Origin of the sequence: Micromonospora sp. NPDC047762, assembly GCF_043204655.1 — a bacterium.
Lineage (GTDB): Bacteria > Actinomycetota > Actinomycetes > Mycobacteriales > Micromonosporaceae > Micromonospora.
Genome location: NZ_JBIDCQ010000001.1, coordinates 861,761 through 881,707, shown reverse-complemented (window position 1 = coordinate 881,707; position 19,947 = coordinate 861,761). Strand labels below are relative to the sequence as shown.

The window sequence follows — 19,947 nt, the reverse complement described above, 5'->3', positions numbered from 1 at the left end:
TCAGTAGCCCGACGTTCGACTGCCGACGGTCGTAGTCCATCCGTACTCTTCGAGCCCATGACTCCGGATCATGAATGGTCGCGGAGCCCGGCTGGACGTACCACCCTGCCGGAGCTGCTCCGCGGGCATCGACGCGCAGCCGGCCTCACCCAGGCCGAGCTGGCGTCCCGGGCCGGGGTGGGTGTGCGGACGGTCCGTGACCTGGAGCGTGGCCGGTCGAACCGGCCACAACGCACCACTGTGGAACTGCTCGCCGGGGCACTGGCGCTGACCGGCACCAGTCGGGCGGCGTTCCTGGCCGCTGCCCGCGGCGCCGGTGCCGAACCGGCCTCGCCGGACGCCACCTCGACGGCGCTGGCGGTCGGCGGGGGCAACGCCACGTCGGCCGCCGCCCCCGCCGACAGGTCGGTCGCGCTCCCGCCGCCGGTGGAGTTGATCGGCCGGGAGCGCGACCTCACCGAGCTGGCCGAAATGCTGACCGCGGAGCGGGGACCCCGGTTGGTGAGCCTCGTCGGGTTGGCCGGCGTCGGCAAGACCGCCCTGGCGACGTCGGTGGCGCACCTGGTGGCCGCCGCTCACCCGGCCGGTGTTGCCGGGGTGCTGGTGGGCGAGGGCGCCGACGGTCCGGACGTGCTCGCCGCCTCGATGTCCGTGCTCGGCGTGGCGCGCCTGTCCGAACTCGTGGCGCTGCTCGCCGGGCGGCCGACGCTACTGGTGATGGACGCTGTGGAGCGCGCGCCCGGCCCGGTGGCCGCGACCCTGCACCGGTTGCTCGGAGCGCTGCCGTCGCTGCGGGTGCTGGTCACCGGGCGGCACCCGGTCGGGTTGCCCGGCGAGCGGGTCTGGCCGGTCGCGCCACTCGACGTGCCACCACCGGAGGCCGAGCACTCCGGGCTCGAATCGTGGCCGGCTGTCGCGTTGTTCACCGCCCGGCTCGCTCAGGTCCGCCGGGAGCCGCCCGCCCCCGCTGAGCTGCCGGCGCTCGCCGCGTTGGTGCGCCGGTTGGGCGGGCTGCCGTTGGCCATCGAGCTGATGGCCGCCCGGGGCCGTCTCCTCGACCTCACCGAACTGCTCGACAGGTACGGCGACCGGGTGCTCGACCTGGCCACCCACGCGGACGCGTCCGCCCACCCGGCCTGGGACGCACCGGAGGCGCTCGGCAGCCGGAGGAGCGGACCCGACACCAGTGCGGCGGTCTCGGTCGCCGTCACCCTGCGGGACGCGGTGGCGTTCAGCTACCGCCTGTTGGCGTCTGACGAACAGGCCGCGCTGCGGCAACTGGCCGTCTTCGGTAACCGCTGGTCGGTCGAGTTGGCCGAGGAGATGCTCGTCGACGAGGCCGACCGGGACGGCACCGTGGCGATCGACCCGGTTCCACTGTTGGACCGCTTCGTCGAGTTGGGGCTGCTGAGCGTACGCGGAACCGGGTCGTTCCGGTTCCGGCTGCTCGACGCGGTTCGGGACTACGCCGTCGAGCAGGCGGCCGGCGGAGGTGAGCTGACCTGCATCCGGCGTCGACACGCGGAGGTCATCGCGCGCCTGGTGGCCCGTACCGCCAGTGACCTGATCGGCCCACGGTTACCCGACGCGGTGCACCGGCTGGACGAGATGAGCAGTGACATCAGCTCGTCGTTGGCCCACGCGGCCACCGACGACCCGTTGACAGCGCTGCGGCTGGCGGCCTGTCTGACCCGCTGGTGGCGGTTCCGTGGACGCGACGTCGTCGGGCGGCAGTGGCTGCGGCGGCTGCTGGCGGACCCGCGGACCGCCGACGCCGATCCTCTCCTGCGTGGCTGGGCCGCCCTCGGCGTCGCCCGGCTCGCCGCGGAGCACGGCGCCGGTGCCGAGGAGTTGTCGACGGCCCGTGCGGCGTTGGACACCTTTCGGCAGGCCGGCGACGTCACCGGGGAGTTGGAGGCGAGAAACGTGCTCGGCACCCTGCTGATCTCCGTCCGGCGGCAGGACGAGGCGCGCGAGCAGGCCGAGGCCCTGCTGCGGTTGGCCGCCCGCAACGGGCGGACCCGGGACCTGGCGGTGGCCCAGAACAGCCTCGCCTGGCACGAGATCCGCGCGGGCGATCTGGCTGCGGCCCGCCGCCGACTCGCCGCGGTGGACCGACTCGCCGCCGAGAGTGGGGAGCAGCGGCTGCGGGTGCTGGGCTGGGCCAATCGAGCCGAGGTCGCCCGACTGGAGGGCTGGTACGCGGACGCCATCGACCGTGGTCGGCGAGCGATCGCTGCCCTGTCCGAGCTGGGTGATCCCGGGCGTCGCCGTCGGGTGCTCGGGACCGTCGGGCTGGCGCTCGCCCAGGACGGGCGGGCCGCGGAGGCGACAGCGGTGCTGACCGAGTTGCGCGCCGGGGGCGGGGAGGCGCTGCCGGCGCGGAGCGTGCCGCGACCGCGCTCGGACGACTCGGAGCTGGTCTGGGGTGGCCCGGAGGCCGGGCTCTGTGCGCTGATCGAGGGGAACCTGGCGCTGCACCGGGGGGACCGGGAGTTGGCTGCCGAGTGGTTCGCGGCCGCCGCCGACCATGCGGGGCAGGATCGCCGTGACGTGGTGGAGGCGCTGGTGGGGCTGGCTGCGAGCACTGCGGACCCGTCGGTGCTCGATCGACTGGACCGGGTCTGTGTGGAGAGCGGCATCCGGCTGTTGCCGCAGGAGTCGGGACTGCTCTACGCGCTGATCGCCGCCCGGGGTGGACCGGCTCAGTAGCCCTGCGCTGTCTCCGAGCGGATCGAGCCCTGCGCTGTCCCCGAGCGGATCGCGACGGGAGAGTGGCGCGGGCGAAGAGCCCCCTTTGGTGCTACCCCTCGCTGATCGCCCGCGCCGTCACCCCCCGGTGATCCCCGGTGCCCGAAGCCTGCCACCGATGGGGTGGCAGAAAGTCGGCTTGGACCGAATTCTCCAGCTTGGCTGGATCAGTTCTGCCGGTCTTTCTGCCGCTGCCACCGCCCGACGGCGAGTGGTGATCAGCGCCGTCGGGTGGCGTCGTCGGTGGCGGCGGCCTGCTCTGGGCTGACGTCGTCACTGCCGGCGGTTGCGCACGGATGAGCGGCGTCGCGGACGCGGCGCAACCCGTCGAGGAGTGCCACCAGCGCCTCTGGGTCGAGTTGCCCGGTGAACCACTGCTCGATCATCTGCAGATGCCCGGGCAGCGTCTCGTTGAGGCGTTGCATCCCGGAGGCGGTGACCACCGCGTACGAGCTGCGGCGGTCGTTCGGGCAGGCCCGGCGGGTCAGCAACCCGTCGCGCTCCATCCGGTCCACGACCCGGGTCACTCCGCTTGTCGACAGGGAGGTCTGTGCGGCAAGGTCGGTCATGCGTAGTTGGTTGCCCGGCGAGCGGGCCAGTCGCGTGATGACCTCGAACTCGACCGCGGAGAGGCCGTGCTCCTCGAGTTGGGCGTTGAACCGGGCGGACAGCCCGGCGTGTGCCTCGAAGAGCAGGCCGACGGCGGTGATCCGGGGATCGTCGAAGACGTTGGTCACCCGTTCATCATACCAGTGCTTGACACGGGGAATATTGTTGCGGTTATAGTTGCTCAGGCAGTCGTTGGGCTATTAAACAATCCCCTGGAGGACAGCAGCATGACCAGCAGCATCGAGACGGTTACCCGCGACTGGGACGGCCTCACCATCCCGGCGGCCGGCACCTACGCGCTCGACGTGGCGCACAAGCGGGTCGGCTTCGTTGCCCGGCACATGATGGTGAGCAAGGTTCGCGGTGAGTTCAACGACGCGACCGCCACCATCACAGTCGCCGAGGACCCGCTGCAGTCGTCGGTCGTCGCCACCATTCAGGCCGCCAGCGTCGACACCACCCAGGCCGACCGGGACGCGCACCTGCGCAGCCCCGAGTTCCTGGACGCCGAGAAGTTCCCGACGCTCGAGTTCCGCAGCACCGGGGTCAAGTCCCGTAGCGGCAGCGAGTTCGTGCTCACCGGTGAGCTGACCATCAAGGACGTCACCCGTCCGGTCGAGCTGGAGGTGGAGTTCGAGGGTGTCGGCCGCAGCCCGTTCGGCCAGGACATCTTCGGCTTCTCCGCGAGCACCGAGATCGACCGCGAGGAGTTCGGCCTGACCTGGAACGTCGCCCTGGAGACCGGGGGCGTGCTGGTCAGCCGCAAGATCAAGATTGAGATCGAGGGCGAGGCCGTACGCCAGGCCTGATCCCCGGGGATCGCCGGAGGGCCAGGGGAATCCTCCCGGCGATCCGGTACGCAGGGCCCGCGCCGCACGTCGGCGCGGGCCCTGCGTCGTTCCCACTGGCGGTGGTAATTGTCACGGGTTGTTCTCACCGCTTTCGGGTCCAGTCGGTCGACGACGGGGTACAGATGGCGCCACGAGCGCGTCCACCCCGGTCGACGTCGGATCACCGCCGTCGGCCTCTGGCCCCGGTCAGGTGGGCGCTCTTACCGTGGATGCTTCACAAAGCGCTTCCGGGACGGGATGATCCCGACCGCGCCGGCCGTCGGGAGGACACATGGGCAGGGACGTCTCAGAGGGCGCCTTCACCCGGGATGATCGCGTCCGATATCGGCAGAAGGTGCGGCGGTGCCTGGACGTCTTCGCCCTGATGCTGGACGACTTCGGCTTCGACGCCGACCGGCCGATGACCGGTCTGGAGATCGAGCTCAACCTGGTCGACTCGGCCGCCGAGCCGGCGATGCGCAACGAGGAGATCCTCGCCGACATCGCGGACCCCCTCTTCCAGACCGAATTGGGGCAGTTCAACCTGGAACTGAACGCCGAGCCCCGACTCATCGAGGGCAACGGCTTCGCCGACTACGAGCACGACCTGCGCGGCAGCCTCTCCCGGGCCGACGAGCGTGCCGCCAGATCCGACGCGAAGATCGTCCTGGTCGGCATCCTGCCCACCCTCACCGAGGGGCACCTGGTCGAGGACAACCTCTCCACCAACGAGCGTTACCGGGTGCTCAACGACCAGATCGTCGGCGCCCGGGGCGAGGACATCGAGCTGGACATCCGCGGCGTCGAGCAGTTGCGCACGCACACCGACTCGATCGCCCCCGAGGCCGCCTGCACGAGCCTCCAGTTCCACCTCCAGGTCGCCCCGGACAGCTTCGCCGACTACTGGAACGCGTCCCAGGCCGTCGCGGGTGTGCAGGTGGCGGTCGGGGCGAACAGCCCCTTCCTGTACGGCCGTCAACTGTGGGCCGAAACGCGGATCGCCCTGTTCCAGCAGGCCACCGACACCCGTCCGGACGAGCTGAAGGCCCAGGGCGTACGGCCGCGGGTGTGGTTCGGCGAACGGTGGATCACCTCGATCTTCGACCTGTTCGAGGAGAACGTCCGGTACTTCCCGCCGCTGCTGCCGATCTGCGAGGACGAGGACCCGGTGGAGGTCCTGCACGCCGGCGGTGTGCCACAGCTCGGGGAGTTGCGGTTGCACAACGGCACGGTCTACCGGTGGAACCGTCCCGTCTACGACATCATGAACGGCCGACCCCATCTGCGGGTGGAGAACCGGGTGCTGCCGGCCGGCCCGACTGTGGTGGACATGCTGGCCAACGCTGCCTTCTACTTCGGGCTGGTACGCGGCCTGGCCGAGGCCGACCGCCCGATCTGGAGCCAACTCACCTTCAGCTCCGCCGAGGAGAACTTCCACGCCGCCGCCCGACGTGGTCTCGACGCCGTGCTGCACTGGCCCGGGCTCGGCGACGTGCCGGTCACCAAACTGGTCCTGGACCAACTACTGCCCACCGCCGCCACCGGCCTGGACGGGTTCGGCGTCGCCCCGGCGCAGCGGGACCGGTTGCTCGACATCATCGAGCAGCGCTGCCGTACCGGCCGCAACGGCGCCGTCTGGCAGACCGAGGCGGTCTGGGCGGCGGAGCGACGCCACGGCATGGACCGGCCTGCCGCGCTGCACCACATGGTCCAGCGCTACGCCGAACTCCAGCGCACCAACGAACCCGTCCACACCTGGCCAACCACCTAACCCCCCCCGCACCCCCCCACACCCCCCGCACCCCCCCACCCACCGCCCCCATCCCCACCAAGCGCGTTGATCATGAAGTTGTTGCCATGACACGCCGAGCCAGGTGGCAATAACTTCATGATCAACAGGGTGAGGGCGGCCGGGCGGGGTTAGTCGGTGGTGGGGCGGCGGGCTGCACGGGTGCGGCGGCTGCTCGGGGCCGTGTCCTCCGTCGTGGATCCGGTAGGAGGGGTCGGATCCGAGCGGTCGGGGTCCGTACGCGGAGCGGGCACCTGCGCTGCGGCGGTGGCTTCGCCCGGCTGCGAGCCCGTCCTGGGCATCTGCGACGGCACGCTGACTTTCCTGCGCCGTCCCGTGGTTCCAGCCGTCGAGGCCGAGGCTCCGGCAGTTGACGCAGTGGGTTCGGCCGTCGCGCCGGAGACCGGCGGCGCGGGCTCGGTCCCGGTCACCGGGGCCGGGTCGGTCACCGTGCCCCGAGGCGCAGCACTCCGCCGGGCCGGGCGGCTCTGTTCGGCCGGGCGGTTCCGGTCGCTTCGCTCGCCGAGGCGGGCGGCCAGCACCGAGCCGCCGATACCGGCGATCACCGCGTACGGGGCGATCAGTTGGGTGGACAGCTGCGCGGGGCCCAGCGTCGACCAGTGCGGCAGAGTGGTCAGGTAGGCGAGCGCGACGAGCACCGGGCCCGCCGCGCCGGAGGCCGCCGCACCCACGCGGTGTCCGCCCGAGCGGGCGGACCGCCGAGCGGCCAGTACGCCGATCAGCAGCGCGGGCACCAGCGCCAGCAGCGCACCGGGCCAGTAGAGCTGGCCCCCGATCCAGTAACGGGCGTGGTCCGGGTCGAACTGCCAGGTACCGAGCTGCGCGCCGGTCAGCCCCCGTCCGACGCGTACCCCGTCGATGACGGAGATCACCGCGAGCAGCCAGAGCCAGGCGGCCGTCGCTGTCACGTTGACCGCGGCGGCTCGGGAGCGAAGCGCCCAGATCGCGACGAGGACGCCGATCAGGATGCCCAGCGTCGCCTGTACGGCGGCCGTGCGTTGCGGGGCGCCGGTGTCCGCGCCGGTCGCGACCCGCGCGGGTACCGCGATCAACAGGACGGTGACCAGCCCGCCCAGCCCGGCGCCAAGCGCCACTGCCACCCGGCGCAGCAGGCCGCCCCGGTCGTTGACCGGTGGGTCGGCCGCCGCTGGTGGCGTGCCTGCCCTCTCCGCGCGGGCGGTGTCGACGACCGGTGAAGGCCCGTCGACCGGGCTGTCGTGCTCCGGCCGCCGCTCGTCGAGCCGCGGGCCCTCCTGAGGGGCAGCACCGTCTGGCGAGGTTTCCGTAGAGATCACTGTCTTCGCCGGGGCGTTGCGTTGGTGCAGCCGCTGCGCGCAGACCGCGCCGAGGACCGTCGAACTGGCGGCGAGCCAGGTGGCCCAGGCGAGGCCGTCCGCCCAGGCTGTGTCGGTCGCACCGGCATCGGTGGGCGTCCAGGTGATGACGCCGAGCCCGTAGCCGAAGCCCAGTTGTGCGGCACCCGCGCCGGCAGCGACCCCGATCGCCGTCGCGATCGACACTCCCCAGCCCTGTCTGGCCATGCCGGGCAGCGTAACGTCCCGTCGTCGGCGCGGCGAGTCGCAGAGACCCGCCGGTGTGGACCGCCGGTGCGGGCGGGTTGGGCGGCGGGCGGTACGGTCGCCGGTGATGAGGCGGTGGGCGTTATGACGGACACGAACACGGGCCAGCAGAATGCCGCCGGTGGCGGCGCGGGCCGGGCCAGCGTTGTGCTCGGCGGTGGGTTGGCAGCGGTGCTGCTCGCCGCCGTGGGTGCGACCGGCGGCTGGTTGCTGGCCGGTGAGGACGACGCATCCTCTGGTGACCCGCTGGCCGTTGCGACCACGGCTGGCGCGTCGACCACCCGGCCCACCGCACCCCGGCCGAGCAGCGGCCGACCGACACCGTCGGCGGTCCAGACCTCCGCCGCCCCGACCAAGGCAGCCGGCCTGACCGTGCCGCCGGTGATCGGCACCGACTTCGAGCAGGCCCGGGATGCGCTGCGCAAGCAGCGGCTCGGTTGGCGGCTGGTCTTCGGTGGCGGCGTCGGCCGTACGGTCGAGAGCACCACACCGGACGTTGGCACCGAGGTCGCCCGGGGGACGACGGTGCAACTACAGGTTGCCGGGCCGGCGCCGGCCGCCGAGGTGCCGGACGTGGTCGGCGAGAGTTGCGCCGACGCCGCCGACGAGTTGGTCGACGAGGGCCTCTACCCGCGCTACCTCAGCGGACGTACTGGAAAGGTCAGCCGGCAGGAGCCCGCCGAGGACGGCCCGGCCCGGTGGAACGACCAGGTCAGCATCTGGTGTGGCTCCGACGGCCAGCCGACAGCGAAACCCACTCCCTGATTCCAGGCCGGCGGGTTCGCGCCTCGCGGCCCGTACCGCGTCCTGTCTCGCCGACAGCCGGCGCGGCTCGGCACGCTGATCCCCACCGATGGTGGTGTGGGCGACTAGGTTGGCGGTCGAGGGCCATGACGCCCGTCCGGGTTCGGGAAAGGACGTGCGATGAGCGACGACCGCCAGGAGCCTCCCGCCGACGAGCACGACGACGACCGGACCCGACCTCTGCCCTCCGCCGCTGATCGGCCGGCCCCGACCGGGCCCGCCGCCGACGGACCGGACGAGACGGCACCGATCGACCGGACCGTCCCGGCTCGTCCCGATCTTTCGCCCGACCAGACAATGCCGATCGACCGGTCTGCCGGCACCCGGCCGGGCCCGCCGGCCGACCGGACGGCGCCGATACCGCCGGCCTGGTCCGGCCGGGCCGAGGTGCGCTCGCCCCGACCGGATGACGCCGGCGGTGAGTGGTACGTCGAGGAGCAGGGTGGCCGGCGGTGGTGGTCGCCGATCCTCTGGGGCGTACTGGCGCTGCTGCTCGCCGGCCTGCTCGGGGGCGCGCTCTGGGTGGTGCTCGCCCAGCAGGACGACGACCGGGACGATCGAGGGCCCACCCCGTCGCCTCCGCCGACCAGTGCCCCCAGCGCCCTGCCGACCAGCGCAGCCCCCACGTCGGCGGCGCCCACCAGTGAGTCGCCGAGCAGCTCGCCGACGACGGAAGCGCCGGACGAACTGCCGGTGCCACCGCTCGCCGGCCTGCCGCAGGCCACCGCCGAAGGGCTGTTGGCTCGGCTCGGCCTGACCTACCGGGTGGTGTACCGCCCGTCGGAGTTGCCACCCGGGACCGTGGTGGGCACCGAGCCGGACGCCGGCACGTCGGTGTCCACCGACGACGAGGTGTTGTTGATCATCTCCCAGGCCCAGCCCTCGACCGGGGCGAGCCCGACCACACCGAGCCCCACTGTGACGAGCACGTCGTGACCGTTGGTCACCACATCCGGCGGCGGGTGCCGACGAGGCCGATGCCGGCCAGCGAGATGGCGAGGCCGAAGATGCCGGACCAGAAGAGGGAATGGCGGATGTCCGTGGCGCTGTGCCCAGCCGGAGCGGCCTCGGTGAGTTCCTGACGGCCGTCGGACTGGCCGCCGGCACCCAGCCCGGACACCGGCCCGGTCCGGTCGGTACCACCAGCCTGGTCGGCCGGGGTGTCGGTGTCGGTCCAGCCGGGTTTCTCGTAGACCGACTGACCGTCGCCCGTCGGCGGGTCGGAGTCGAGCACGGTGATCTCCGGCGCGGGCACCGGTGCGGTCAGCCGGGTGGACGACATCGCCGGGTCGCGGGCGAGGACCAGGAGTGTCGCCATCGCCCCGAGGAGGGCGAGGAGTCCGAAGGCATAGGCGATGAGAGAGCGGTGGTGCCGCCGCAGGGCGGGCTGATTGACCATGACCATCCCAGGGTCAGGGTCCTGGACGAGCGGGTGGAACGTGCCGGGGTGGGCGTACCGATTCTATGGCGATGGCACGCCCACCGGCGGCGGTTCGGGTCGGTCAGCCCACCCGGAGCGGGGTACGCGCGACCGGGCGGCGGGCCCGCACGGTGTGCGGACGGGGTTCGGGGGCGGCCTGCAGTTGCTGCAACCCTTCCCGCTGAACGAAGATCGACCGTCGGGTGACAGCGTCGCCCGCGGTGTTCAACTCGTAGCCGTCGAGCCACAGCCAGCCGTCATAGGTCGGCCAGTCGAGGACCCGGATCACCCGGAACTTGATCGGCCTGAGGAACTGGACACTCGCCGCGCGTGTCACATGCAGTACGTCACCGGTGCGGGGAAGCACATGGGCTCCTGGGGAGGATCGGCCGGCGATTGCGCCGGCGGTGCCTGAACGGGGGACGTCTCGGCCGGTGACGGGGTCGTGCCTCGTGAACCGGTGGTGCGGATGGCGGTGGTCGGGCCGTACCCCGCTGGTGACGTGCCGTCACCCGACCACCACCCGGTTGCTTCCGGGAACGCGCCCGCCGCCGCAGCTTGCCGGCTTGCAGCGGCGGGGTCCTTACCCCGGAGCAGGTCGCGTTGTCGTCGGCCGGGCCCGCGTCGTGCCCGGCCTCCCCGAAGCGGTGGGGTCACCACTCCGAGGGACCGAACGGAGACGCTGAGTGATCCGTGCCATACGGACAGAGTGCATCAGGGACGTGCTTCATGCAAGTTGCACGTCGACTTTTGCCGATACGTGAGCGTGTCGCGCGAAAGGCCTATTGAAGCCATCCGCGTCCGGGCGGCAGACTGGGGATCGGTTTCGCCCGTCGCGGCCGGCCGAGGACCGGCACCACCCCCTTCGTCGCGAACGCTCGCCGGTCGACGGTCGCGCCCCCGGCGGGTGTCACCCAGTGGCGCGTTACCGGAGGTAGCCCGAGTGGGGTCGAGCAGCCAGCGGCGGAGACCAGTGACTCACGGGGTTGCGCGATGAGTGAGCGGCGCAGTCCCACCATCAGACGGCGGCGGCTCGGGGCCGAGCTGCGTCGCCAGCGGGAGTCCGCCGGAATCACCATCGAGGTGGTCGCCGAACAGTTGGAATGCTCGGCGTCCAAGGTCTCCCGGATCGAGACCGGGCACACCACGGCCACCCCACGCGACGTGCGGGACATGCTGCGGATCTACGGCGTCGTCGGCGCCGAGAGCGACGAGCTCGTGCAGATCGCCCGGGAGGCCCGCCAGAAGGGCTGGTGGCACCCCTACAGCACTGTGCTCGTCGGCGCGTACGTCGGGCTGGAGGCGGCGGCCAGTTCGATCCGGGCGTACGAACAGCAGGTCGTTCCGGGTCTTCTGGAGACCGAGGAGTACGCCGGGGCCATGATCCGTGCCGCCCGTCCGGACTTCACCGCCGATCAGGTGCATCAAAGAGTGCGTGTCCGTTTGGGCCGTCAGTCGTTATTGACCCAGGACGATCCGGTCGATCTGTGGGTGGTGCTCGATGAGGCGGTGGTAAGTCGGCCGGTGGGCGGGGACGAGGTGATGCGCGGTCAACTCAAGCGGTTGGTCGAGGTGGCCGAGTTGCCGAACGTGACGCTGCAGATCCTGCCCTTCGAGGTGGGTGCGCATGCCGGCATGGACGGCACGTTCACGATCCTCAGCTTCCCTGAGCCCGGTGATCCGGATGTTGTGTACGCGGAGAACGCCACGGGTGGGCTCTTCCTCGAGAAGAGCGACGAACTACAGAAGTACAGCTTCATCTTCGATCACATCCGCGCTGCGGCCATACGTCCGGAGGAGTCCGTCGCACACATCGCAAAACTGGCAGAGGAGCCGTTGTGGAAATGGCGACCAAAGGGTTCCCCGTGGACCTGACGCAGGCAGCATGGTTCAAGAGCTCGAAGAGCGGGCCGAACTGTGACAACTGCGTGGAGGTGGCGTACGTGACGGGCGCGGTCGGAGTGCGGGACTCGAAGGACAAGGCGGGCCCCGCCCTGGTGTTCGCACCGGGTGACTGGCACTCCTTCGTTTCAGGCACCCGGGGTGGTGTGTTCGGCGCGATCTGACCGACTGGTCAGTGGAGTCCCCGTCCGGTTCGCCGGACGGGGACTCTGCCGTGTCCGCGGTAGGCGCGGCTGACTGCCGCGTCGCGGCAGGAGTCGGCCAGGTTCCGTCGGGATTCCCGTCGCCAGAGCGTCCCCGTCTCGTTGAACCGGTCGGTACGGCGCTGGTCGACGACCCGCCGCACCGACCCGCAACCGAGCGAGTAGGCGAGACGGATGACGACGATCGGTTCAGACAACCTCACCACCGGTCCGGCCAAGCCGGAGCGGTTCGGTGGCAAGTATCGCGGCGCTCGTCGGGACACGGTTCTGACCGAGGTGGTCTCGACCGACCAGGAGTTGAGCGGGCGGGAGGGTGCTTCCGAGACGACGGATCCTCCGCTGTCGCTGCCCTCACTGGACCCGAACCCGCTGATCGAGCCGTCGTTCCCGCCAGCGGGCTGGCCGATGGAGCCGCCCGAGTCTTTGGCGGACCACCCGTTGCTGCGTGGTCTGCTGATGGAGTTGCCGCCGAAGGGCACAGTGCCCTCGCAGGACTGGCTGGACCGCTGGTTCGAGGCGACCAGGTCGATCCTGGAACTGCTATACGTGCAGAGCGCCAGCCGCCCGCGTTGACCCTGCGACGGCGGGCCGGGCCCGCTCCGCGAGGCGGTTGTGGCGTAGCGCGTGCCGGACCCCGATGGCGATCACCGCAAGCGCGCCCACGGTGATCGCCGGCCCGGTGACGCCGGGGTCGGCCCCGAGGTCGGCGCCAGCGGCGGCGATCAACGCCGGCACCGTGGCCAGGGCGGTGACCTGTAGCGGCAGCCCCACGAGGGGGTGGGCGGCGGCGGCGCGCAGCCCGTGCGGCGCGGGGGTGGCGGGGGCACTGGCGAACGCGCCCGCGCCGGCCCACAGCCGGCGGATCCGTCGTACCGAGCAGACCGTCGCAACGAGCGCCGGGCCGGCGGCCAGTGTGAGCCCGGCGGCGGCCCGGTCGATCGGAGCGGTGCCGGCGCTGAACAGTCCGCCGCCGAGCACTGCGGCGGTGAGCGCCACGCCGGTGAGGGCCAGCACCAGCAACCATCCGGTACGCCGACGCAGCATGCGGGTGTTGCGCAGCCGGGGAAGGCCGTCGGCAACGACGCCGGCGGCCAGCCAGACGGCGGCGACCGGGAGCAGGATGCTGAGCTGACTCTCCATGTTCGAGAGTCTTTCCCGAATCCGGGCGGAGCGAATCCGGGCGTGCCCCCCGTTCGCCCCGGACGCCGGGCCCGTAGGGGGTCATCACTCGAAGGTATGGCCGTTTCGACATGTTCAACTGCCCGACGGCTGACTTACCCTCAGCTAGATCGGCAACTGTCGATTGATGTTGGGACCGGCGGTCACGTTCCACCGCCGGTCAGAGGGAGGTAGGAAATGGGTCTTCCACGAAGGTCCGTACTGATCGGGGTGGCCGCGGCGACCGTGCTGGCCGTCGGTACCCCAGCCCTGGCCGCCGAACCCGTGGGTGTGGTTCGGGCCGCCGGCGGAGCCACCGCCGTGCCGGACAGCTACATCGTCGTACTCAAGGACAGCGCCGTGGCCCGGGACCGGGTCGGCGACACGGCGAAGCGGCTCTCCGGCCGCCACGGCGGCACCGTGGCCCGCACCTACGGGGCGGCGCTGCGCGGCTTCGAGGCCAAGGTGAACGCACGCGCGGCGGCGCGGATCGCGGCCGACCCGGCTGTGGCGTACGTCGAGCAGAACCACACCGTCTCGATCTCCGGCACGCAGGCCAACCCGCCCTCCTGGGGCCTCGACCGGATCGACCAGCGCAACCTGCCGTTGGACAGCTCCTACACCTACCCGAACACGGCGAGCAACGTGCACGCCTACATCATCGACACCGGCATCCGGTTCTCCCACAACGACTTCGGCGGCCGGGCCACCTCCGGCTACGACGCGGTGGACGGCGGGTCGGCCGACGACTGCAACGGGCACGGCACGCACGTGGCCGGCACCGTCGGCGGGTCCGCGTACGGGGTGGCCAAGGCCGTCCAGCTCGTCGGCGTACGGGTGCTGAACTGCTCCGGCAGTGGCACCAACGCCGGTGTGATCGGCGGCGTCGACTGGGTCACCGCGAACGCGATCAAGCCGGCGGTGGCGAACATGAGCCTCGGCGGCGGCGCGAACAGCTCGCTGGACAACGCCGTCCGCAACTCGATCGCCTCGGGTGTCACGTACGGCCTGGCGGCCGGCAACGACAGCGGCGCGAACGCCTGCAACACCTCACCGGCGCGCACCACGGAAGCCATCACTGTGGGCTCGACGACCAGCACGGACGCCCGGTCGTCGTTCTCCAACGTCGGCACCTGCCTGGACATCTTCGCGCCGGGCTCGTCGATCACCTCGGCCTGGTACACCAGCAACACCGCCACCAACACGATCAGCGGCACCTCGATGGCCACCCCGCACGTGGTCGGAGCTGCGGCCCTGGTGGCCAGCGCCAACCCGACCTGGACCCCGGCTCAGGTCCGCAACCAACTGGTGGCCAACGCCACGCCCAACGTGGTGAGCAACCCCGGCTCGGGCTCGCCGAACCTGCTGCTCTACGTGGGCACCGGCAGCACCCCGCCGCCGCCCACCGGCTGCACCGGCACCAACGGCACCGACGTGTCGATCCCGGACGCCGGCTCGGCGGTGACCAGCTCGATCACCATCTCCGGCTGCGGTCGCAACGCCTCCTCGGCCTCCACCGTGGCGGTGAACATCGTGCACACCTACCGCGGTGATCTGGTCATCGACCTGCTCGCCCCGGACGGCAGCTCGTACCGGCTGAAGAACAGCAGCACCTCGGACAGCGCCGACAACGTGAACGCCACGTACACGGTGAACGTGTCCGGTGAGGCCGCCGACGGCATCTGGCGACTCCAGGTGCGGGACACCTACTCGGCCGACACCGGCTACATCAACACCTGGACCCTGACCGTCTGATCGGGTTCCGACGACGCAAGGCCCCACCCGGCGTTCCGGGTGGGGCCTCGCGTCGTACGGATCGGGCTCAGACCGAGAAGGTGGCCGGCCGCTCGGTGGCCGGGGCCGGCGGGCGGGCCTTCCACAGGCCGATCTTCTGCGCGGCGAGCCTGCTCAGGTAGGCCGGGTTGAGGATGACGTAGCGGCGCCAGAGCCGCTTCGGCTCCAGACCGAGGCGCCAGAACCACTCAAGGCCGGCGCGCTGCATCCACGGCGGGGGCTGGCGCAGCAGCCCGGCGTGGTAGTCGAAGGCCGCGCCGACCGCCATCAGCGGCATGTCGAGCAGCGGCCGCATGGCGTACGTGAAGACCTCCTGGCGCGGGCAGCCGAGCCCGACCAGCACCAACCGGGCGCCACTGGACCGGATCCGGTCGGCGATCTCGGCGTCCTCACCGGGTTGGACGGCACGGAACTTGGACGGCTCCACCCCGGCGATCTTCAGCGCCGGGAACATCTGCTCCAGGGCCGGGATCAACCGGGCGAGGGTCTCCTCGGTCGAGCCGTACAGGTAGACCGGTAGCCCTTCGTCGGCGAAGCGCGACAGCACGTGCAGGGTCAGGGTCGGCCCGTACACCCGGTCGCTGAGCCCCGCGTGGTGCAGCAGGTTGAGCGCCCACCGCACCGGCTGCCCGTCCGGCGTCACCACGTCGAAGGAGTTGAGCCGCGCGTTGTGCGCCGGGTCGAGCACCCCGGTCATCACACCGTGCACTGCCAACGCGGTCAGCGCGAGGGGACGCCGTTCGTGTGCCGCGGTCACCACCGCGTCGGTCGCCGTGGCGTAGTCGGTGGCGTCGACCAGGACGCCGAGCACGTTGCGCTTCGTCCGGGCGCTCATGGCTGGGCCACCCACTTGTCCACGTTGGCCTCGTAGATCTCCCGCAGGATCATCGGCACGTCGTAGGTGATCTTCCAGTCCGGATACTGCGCCTCGAACCGGGCCATGCTGCTCACGTACCACTGGTGATCACCGGTGCGGTTCTGCTCGACGTAGTTGATCTGCGCCTCGCGGCCGGTGATCTCCTCCGCGATCCGGAACGCCTCAATGTGCGAGGTGTTGGAGTGGCGGCCGCCACCGAGGTTGTAGACCTCCGCGGATCGCGGGGCCCGGAAGAACGCCTCGAACGCGGTCAGCACGTCGTGCGAGTGGATCGCGTCCCGGACCATCTTGCCCTTGTAGCCGAAGAGGTTGTACGTCCGGCCCTCCATGACGCAGCGCATCAGATAGGCCAGGAACCCGTGCAGCTCGGCCGCGGAGTGCGCCGGGCCGGTCAGCGTGCCGCCCCGGAAGCAGGCGGTCTTCATGTCGAAGTAGCGCCCGTACTCCTGGACCATCACGTCCGCGGCGACCTTTGAGGCGCCGAAGACCGAGTGCAGCGAGTGGTCGATCGACATCTCTTCGGTGATGCCCTGGTACCAGCGGTGGTCCTCGGGCAGCTCGTACCGGGTCTCCAACTCGATGAGCGGCAGGCTGTTGGGCCGGTCGCCGTACACCTTGTTCGTCGAGCAGTGGATGAACGGCGCGTCGATCGCGTGCCGGCGGGTGTTCTCCAGGATGTTGAGCGTGCCGCCGGCGTTCACGTCGAAGTCCGTGTACGGCTCCTTGGCTGCCCAGTCATGGCTCGGCTGGGCAGCGCTGTGGATCACCACTGCGATGTCCGAGCCGTACTTCTTGAACACCTGCTCCAGGCCGTCCCGGTCCCGGATGTCCACCGCGAAGTGGGTGTACGCGTTACCCAGGTCACGGCCGAGCCGTTCCAGGCTCCACGAGGTGGAGCCGTCCTCGCCGAAGAAGTACCGGCGCATGTCGTTGTCGATGCCGACGACGTCCAGACCGAGGCCGGCGAAATGCCGGACCGCTTCGGAGCCGATCAGACCACCCGACCCTGTCACCAACGCGACACTCACACGCCACTCCTGGTCCATCGGAGGCAGAATCCATCGGAGCATAGCGTGACGTCCAGCACGCCCCGATATGACGGAAGGGCCCCGCATAAAGCGGAGCCCTCGTCAGTGGTGGGGATGGGGGGAGTTGAACCCCCACGCCCTTTCGGGCACACGGACCTGAACCGTGCGCGTCTGCCATTCCGCCACATCCCCGTGGCACAACCCGGAACACTCTAGCTGCCCGGCCCCGCTGTCTCCAACGGGCCTCGGGAATACTACGCTGTCCCTGACGCTCGCCACGAGCGATTACCGTTCGTGGCGGACGAAAGATTAGCACGACAATCCCGGCCCTTCCGAACGGGTCGAGAGCAGCCGGCCGAGCGGCGTGTGAGCTGCGCGCGCGCCGGCCGGATACCATCATGTCCTCGGGACCCGAGGAGGAGCCGGTGAGCGTGCTGCAACGCTTCGAGAAGCGTCTGGAAGGCCTGGTAGAAGGGGCCTTCGCCAAGGTCTTCAAAGGGGTGGTCCACCCCGTGGAGATCCTCAACGCCATGCAGCGGGAGGCCGAGGCGCACAAGGCGATCCTGGCCGGTGGGCGCACGTTGGTGCCCAACCGCTACGTGATCGATCTCTCGCCGTTCGACCACAGTCGGCTGGCGCCGTACGCCGCCGCGCTGGCCCAGGAGTTGGCCCAGTCGCAGGCGGAGTTCATCGGCGAGCAGGCGTGGACGGTCTACGGCGACGTGATCGTCGAGATCGAGCGAGGCGAGGGCCTGGACACGGGCATGTTCCGTGTCACGGCCGAGGTCTACACCGGCGGCGAGGTCGCCCCGGTGTCGGCGCCCGGCTACGACGCCGGCCCGCCCGCCTACCCCGCGTACGACCAGGGCGGTGGCTACGGCCCGCCGCCCGGGCACGGTGGCGGTCGCAACGTGCGGCTGGTCTCCGGCGACGGTCGCACCTACCCCCTTCAGATGGGGTCGACGGTGATCGGTCGCGGCGACCAGGCCAACCTGCGCCTGCCCGACGTCGGCATCTCCCGGCGACACGCCCGGCTGGATTTCGACGGGGGCCAGGTCGTGCTGACCGACCTGGGTTCGACCAACGGCACCATGGTGAACGGGCAGCGGGTCTCCGCCGTCGCGCTCAACCCCGGTGACATGGTCCAGCTCGGGACGACGACGCTGACCTTCCGCGTGGACGGCTGACCCGCCTTGCCGGAACTGGTCATCACCGTTGCCCGGTTCGGGTTCCTGATCCTGCTGTGGATCTTCGTGTTCACGGTGGTCGGGGTGATCCGCAGGGACCTCTTCGCGGGCGCCCGGTCCGGTCGTCTGGTGGCCGCGCCACGCGCGGTGGGCGCCTCGACGGGGCAGGGGGCCAAGCCAGCGAAGGTGAAACGGGGCAGAGCGGCGCACCAACTGGTGGTGACGGCCGGTCAGCTGGCCGGCACCAAAATCACTCTCGGGGAAGCGCAGATCACCATCGGTCGGGCTGAGGACTCCACCCTGGTCATCACCGACGACTACGCCTCCGCGCGACACGCCCGGCTCATGCCGCGTGAGGGGCAGTGGTACGTCGAGGACCTCGGCTCGACTAACGGCACGTACCTCGATCGCGCTAAGGTCTCCGGACCAACCCCCGTCCCCCTCGGCGTGCCGATCCGGATCGGCCGCACTTCCCTCGAATTACGGCCATGACTCTGACCCTGCGCTATGCGGCCCACAGCGACCGCGGTCTGATCCGAGACGGCAATCAAGACTCCGTCTACGCCGGGCCGCGGTTACTCGCCGTTGCCGACGGCATGGGCGGTATGGCCGCCGGTGACGTCGCCAGCAACATCGTCATCGGTGCCATGGCGCCGCTCGACGAGGACGTCCCAGGGGACGCTCTCGTCGACGCGTTGCGTTCGGCAGTGGGCACCGCCAACCAACAACTCCGCGACACAGTGGACGCCAACCCGCAGTTGGAGGGGATGGGCACCACGCTGACGGCGACCCTCTTCACCGGCAGCAAGCTGGGGATGGTCCACATTGGCGACTCGCGGGCCTACCTGCTGCGCAATGGCGAGTTCGCGCAGATCACCAAGGACGACACCTACGTCCAGATGCTGGTCGACGAAGGCCGCATCAGCGCCGAGGAGGCGAGCAGCCACCCGCAGCGGTCGCTGCTCACCCGTGCCCTCGACGGTCGGGACATCGACCCGGAATACTCGGTCCGCCAGGTCATGCCCGGCGACCGGTACCTGATCTGCAGCGACGGCCTCTCGGGTGTGGTCAGCGCCGAGACCATCGGCGAGACCCTGCGGGAGTACACCGACCCGCAGCAGTGCGTCGAGCGGCTGGTGCAGCTCGCGCTGCGCGGCGGTGGGCCGGACAACATCACGGTGATCATCGCCGACGCCACCGACCAGGACATCGTCGAGGCGACCCCGATCGTGGGCGGCGCCGCCGCCCGGGACCGGGGCATGGCGACCTCCGCCGACGACTCGACTCCGGCCGCCCGAGCCTCGGCGCTCTCCGCGCCGCGTCCGGCCGCGCCCGAGGAGCCGGCGGCCTCCGACGATGACGCCGACCGGCCGAAACGACGTCCGGTCCGGACCGCCGCCATGGCGCTGGCCCTGCTGGTGATCGTCGGCGGTGCGTCGTTCGGCGGTTGGACGTACACCCAGCGGCAGTACTACGTGGGAGCCACCGAAGAGGGCCAGGTTGCCGTCTTCCGCGGTGTCCAGGGCCAGATCGCCGGGATGGACCTGTCCAGCGTTCACCGCCGCAGCGGCACCCGCCTGGACGACCTCACCGTCGCCGCCCAGGACACCGTCAAGGTCGGCATCCGGGCGAAGAGTGAGCCGGACGCCGAGCGTCAGCTCGCCGAGCTGACCAGCGACACGCCGAGCAACCCCAACCTGAAGCCGCTCTGCCCGCTCGACCCGACCGCCGTCGGGGTCACCACGCCGACGCCGACGCCGACCCCACTCGGTTCGACGCCGACCCCGAACGGCAGCCCGAGCGCCAACGCGTCGCCGACCCCCAACGGGGTTGTCAGCGCAAGCCCGACCGCAGGTGCCACCACCGCTCTCGGTGCTGCCGGCGCGACCACCACACCCGACGTCACGCCCTCCGACTCGGCCCCGCCGGCGCTCGACCCGGCCGGCTGCCGGTCTCCTGAGTGAGCGTCGGCTGAGATCCTGAGGACTCCACCC

At 71.0% G+C, this 19,947-nt stretch carries 18 protein-coding genes, 1 tRNA gene and 2 pseudogenes; 13 read left to right on the top strand and 8 right to left on the bottom strand.

Going from position 1 to position 19,947, the window contains the following annotated elements; genetic code table 11:
* Nucleotides 1-57: 57 nt before the first annotated feature.
* Together ACGF3C_RS04325 and ACGF3C_RS04320 are read left to right on the top strand one after the other, a co-directional pair.
* A pseudogene (locus ACGF3C_RS04325) lies at nucleotides 58-2,356 on the top strand (ATP-binding protein); the annotation flags it as partial.
* Between the two features lie 86 nt (nucleotides 2,357-2,442).
* Nucleotides 2,443-2,712 (top strand): annotated as a pseudogene (locus ACGF3C_RS04320) (hypothetical protein); the annotation flags it as partial.
* A gap of 257 nt (nucleotides 2,713-2,969) precedes the next feature.
* Here ACGF3C_RS04320 and ACGF3C_RS04315 read toward each other — a convergent pair.
* Nucleotides 2,970-3,488 (bottom strand): MarR family winged helix-turn-helix transcriptional regulator, encoded by a 519-nt coding sequence (locus ACGF3C_RS04315; RefSeq protein ID WP_393218615.1) that lies wholly within the window; start codon nucleotides 3,486-3,488, stop codon nucleotides 2,970-2,972.
* Between the two features lie 99 nt (nucleotides 3,489-3,587).
* Here ACGF3C_RS04315 and ACGF3C_RS04310 point away from each other — a divergent pair, with 99 nt between their 5' ends.
* A complete protein-coding gene (locus ACGF3C_RS04310) occupies nucleotides 3,588-4,169 on the top strand; it encodes a YceI family protein (RefSeq protein ID WP_357222303.1) in 582 nt (193 codons plus the stop codon).
* A gap of 313 nt (nucleotides 4,170-4,482) precedes the next feature.
* Nucleotides 4,483-5,961: a glutamate--cysteine ligase gene (locus tag ACGF3C_RS04305; protein ID WP_357222301.1), complete on the top strand. Its 1,479-nt coding sequence runs from the start codon at nucleotides 4,483-4,485 to the stop codon at nucleotides 5,959-5,961.
* A 149-nt stretch (nucleotides 5,962-6,110) separates the two neighbouring features.
* On the opposite strand, the gene ACGF3C_RS04300 is transcribed toward ACGF3C_RS04305, so the two are convergent.
* Entirely contained in the window at nucleotides 6,111-7,541 is a 1,431-nt protein-coding gene (locus ACGF3C_RS04300; RefSeq protein ID WP_393218610.1) for a hypothetical protein, read from the bottom strand.
* A gap of 123 nt (nucleotides 7,542-7,664) precedes the next feature.
* Between ACGF3C_RS04300 and ACGF3C_RS04295 the strand changes: the two genes are divergently transcribed.
* Nucleotides 7,665-8,345, top strand: coding sequence for a PASTA domain-containing protein (locus ACGF3C_RS04295; RefSeq protein WP_357222297.1), 681 nt, complete (start codon nucleotides 7,665-7,667; stop codon nucleotides 8,343-8,345).
* A 159-nt stretch (nucleotides 8,346-8,504) separates the two neighbouring features.
* A complete protein-coding gene (locus tag ACGF3C_RS04290; protein ID WP_393218606.1) occupies nucleotides 8,505-9,320 on the top strand; it encodes a PASTA domain-containing protein in 816 nt (271 codons plus the stop codon).
* Nucleotides 9,321-9,327: 7 nt separating this feature from the next.
* On the opposite strand, the gene ACGF3C_RS04285 is transcribed toward ACGF3C_RS04290, so the two are convergent.
* Complete coding sequence (locus ACGF3C_RS04285; RefSeq protein WP_357222293.1) at nucleotides 9,328-9,783, bottom strand: hypothetical protein; 456 nt, start codon at nucleotides 9,781-9,783, stop codon at nucleotides 9,328-9,330.
* Between the two features lie 103 nt (nucleotides 9,784-9,886).
* On the bottom strand, nucleotides 9,887-10,171 hold the full coding sequence (locus tag ACGF3C_RS04280) for a hypothetical protein (protein ID WP_355004603.1): 285 nt from the start codon (nucleotides 10,169-10,171) through the stop codon (nucleotides 9,887-9,889).
* Between the two features lie 626 nt (nucleotides 10,172-10,797).
* On the opposite strand from ACGF3C_RS04280, the gene ACGF3C_RS04275 reads away from it, so the two are divergent.
* The 3 genes from ACGF3C_RS04275 (at nucleotide 10,798) to ACGF3C_RS04265 (ending at nucleotide 12,482) form a co-directional block, all read left to right on the top strand.
* On the top strand, nucleotides 10,798-11,679 hold the full coding sequence (locus ACGF3C_RS04275; RefSeq protein ID WP_091396372.1) for a helix-turn-helix transcriptional regulator: 882 nt from the start codon (nucleotides 10,798-10,800) through the stop codon (nucleotides 11,677-11,679).
* Nucleotides 11,649-11,870: a DUF397 domain-containing protein gene (locus ACGF3C_RS04270; RefSeq protein ID WP_357222291.1), complete on the top strand. Its 222-nt coding sequence runs from the start codon at nucleotides 11,649-11,651 to the stop codon at nucleotides 11,868-11,870. Before ACGF3C_RS04275 ends, ACGF3C_RS04270 begins: the two co-directional genes overlap by 31 nt.
* A 213-nt stretch (nucleotides 11,871-12,083) precedes the next feature.
* Nucleotides 12,084-12,482 carry a hypothetical protein gene (locus ACGF3C_RS04265; protein WP_238658498.1) on the top strand — a complete coding sequence of 133 codons (399 nt, stop codon included), beginning with the start codon at nucleotides 12,084-12,086 and terminating at the stop codon, nucleotides 12,480-12,482.
* On the opposite strand, the gene ACGF3C_RS04260 is transcribed toward ACGF3C_RS04265, so the two are convergent.
* Nucleotides 12,450-13,049, bottom strand: coding sequence for a hypothetical protein (locus ACGF3C_RS04260; RefSeq protein ID WP_393218600.1), 600 nt, complete (start codon nucleotides 13,047-13,049; stop codon nucleotides 12,450-12,452). The genes ACGF3C_RS04265 and ACGF3C_RS04260 overlap by 33 nt on opposite strands.
* 216 nt (nucleotides 13,050-13,265) lie before the next feature.
* On the opposite strand from ACGF3C_RS04260, the gene ACGF3C_RS04255 reads away from it, so the two are divergent.
* A complete protein-coding gene (locus ACGF3C_RS04255; RefSeq protein WP_357222287.1) occupies nucleotides 13,266-14,822 on the top strand; it encodes a S8 family serine peptidase in 1,557 nt (518 codons plus the stop codon).
* Nucleotides 14,823-14,889: 67 nt separating this feature from the next.
* Here the strand turns inward: ACGF3C_RS04255 and ACGF3C_RS04250 are convergent, their stop codons facing one another.
* From ACGF3C_RS04250 to ACGF3C_RS04240, 3 genes are all read right to left on the bottom strand, one after another.
* Nucleotides 14,890-15,696, bottom strand: coding sequence for a WecB/TagA/CpsF family glycosyltransferase (locus tag ACGF3C_RS04250; RefSeq protein WP_357222285.1), 807 nt, complete (start codon nucleotides 15,694-15,696; stop codon nucleotides 14,890-14,892).
* Nucleotides 15,693-16,808 carry an NAD-dependent epimerase/dehydratase family protein gene (locus ACGF3C_RS04245; protein ID WP_238687678.1) on the bottom strand — a complete coding sequence of 372 codons (1,116 nt, stop codon included), beginning with the start codon at nucleotides 16,806-16,808 and terminating at the stop codon, nucleotides 15,693-15,695. Before ACGF3C_RS04245 ends, ACGF3C_RS04250 begins: the two co-directional genes overlap by 4 nt.
* A gap of 64 nt (nucleotides 16,809-16,872) precedes the next feature.
* Nucleotides 16,873-16,958 (bottom strand) — tRNA-Leu (locus tag ACGF3C_RS04240).
* 206 nt (nucleotides 16,959-17,164) lie between these two features.
* On the opposite strand from ACGF3C_RS04240, the gene ACGF3C_RS04235 reads away from it, so the two are divergent.
* Genes ACGF3C_RS04235 through ACGF3C_RS04225 form a run of 3 tightly spaced genes read left to right on the top strand, consistent with a single transcriptional unit; the run spans nucleotide 17,165 to nucleotide 19,917 of the window.
* A complete protein-coding gene (locus tag ACGF3C_RS04235; RefSeq protein ID WP_007454122.1) occupies nucleotides 17,165-17,953 on the top strand; it encodes a DUF3662 and FHA domain-containing protein in 789 nt (262 codons plus the stop codon).
* A 6-nt stretch (nucleotides 17,954-17,959) separates the two neighbouring features.
* Nucleotides 17,960-18,445 carry an FHA domain-containing protein gene (locus ACGF3C_RS04230; protein ID WP_355004608.1) on the top strand — a complete coding sequence of 162 codons (486 nt, stop codon included), beginning with the start codon at nucleotides 17,960-17,962 and terminating at the stop codon, nucleotides 18,443-18,445.
* Nucleotides 18,442-19,917, top strand: a complete 1,476-nt coding sequence (locus tag ACGF3C_RS04225; protein ID WP_357227259.1) for a protein phosphatase 2C domain-containing protein — start codon at nucleotides 18,442-18,444, stop codon at nucleotides 19,915-19,917. The genes ACGF3C_RS04230 and ACGF3C_RS04225 overlap by 4 nt, the downstream gene beginning before the upstream one ends.
* Nucleotides 19,918-19,947: the final 30 nt, after the last annotated feature.

Excerpts from the sequence above, each read along its gene's own strand:
- ACGF3C_RS04255 (WP_357222287.1), top strand. The coding sequence starts at position 13,266 with ATGGGTCTTCCACGAAGGTCCGTACTGATCGGGGTGGCCGCGGCGACC.
- ACGF3C_RS04270 (WP_357222291.1), top strand. The coding sequence starts at position 11,649 with ATGGCGACCAAAGGGTTCCCCGTGGACCTGACGCAGGCAGCATGGTTC.
- ACGF3C_RS04310 (WP_357222303.1), top strand. The coding sequence starts at position 3,588 with ATGACCAGCAGCATCGAGACGGTTACCCGCGACTGGGACGGCCTCACC.
- ACGF3C_RS04260 (WP_393218600.1), bottom strand. The coding sequence starts at position 13,049 with ATGGAGAGTCAGCTCAGCATCCTGCTCCCGGTCGCCGCCGTCTGGCTG.
- ACGF3C_RS04285 (WP_357222293.1), bottom strand. The coding sequence starts at position 9,783 with ATGGTCAATCAGCCCGCCCTGCGGCGGCACCACCGCTCTCTCATCGCC.
- ACGF3C_RS04225 (WP_357227259.1), top strand. The coding sequence starts at position 18,442 with ATGACTCTGACCCTGCGCTATGCGGCCCACAGCGACCGCGGTCTGATC.
- ACGF3C_RS04250 (WP_357222285.1), bottom strand. The coding sequence starts at position 15,696 with ATGAGCGCCCGGACGAAGCGCAACGTGCTCGGCGTCCTGGTCGACGCC.
- ACGF3C_RS04275 (WP_091396372.1), top strand. The coding sequence starts at position 10,798 with ATGAGTGAGCGGCGCAGTCCCACCATCAGACGGCGGCGGCTCGGGGCC.
- ACGF3C_RS04235 (WP_007454122.1), top strand. The coding sequence starts at position 17,165 with ATGTCCTCGGGACCCGAGGAGGAGCCGGTGAGCGTGCTGCAACGCTTC.
- ACGF3C_RS04265 (WP_238658498.1), top strand. The coding sequence starts at position 12,084 with ATGACGACGATCGGTTCAGACAACCTCACCACCGGTCCGGCCAAGCCG.
- ACGF3C_RS04245 (WP_238687678.1), bottom strand. The coding sequence starts at position 16,808 with ATGCTCCGATGGATTCTGCCTCCGATGGACCAGGAGTGGCGTGTGAGT.
- ACGF3C_RS04290 (WP_393218606.1), top strand. The coding sequence starts at position 8,505 with ATGAGCGACGACCGCCAGGAGCCTCCCGCCGACGAGCACGACGACGAC.
- ACGF3C_RS04305 (WP_357222301.1), top strand. The coding sequence starts at position 4,483 with ATGGGCAGGGACGTCTCAGAGGGCGCCTTCACCCGGGATGATCGCGTC.
- ACGF3C_RS04295 (WP_357222297.1), top strand. The coding sequence starts at position 7,665 with ATGACGGACACGAACACGGGCCAGCAGAATGCCGCCGGTGGCGGCGCG.
- ACGF3C_RS04300 (WP_393218610.1), bottom strand. The coding sequence starts at position 7,541 with ATGGCCAGACAGGGCTGGGGAGTGTCGATCGCGACGGCGATCGGGGTC.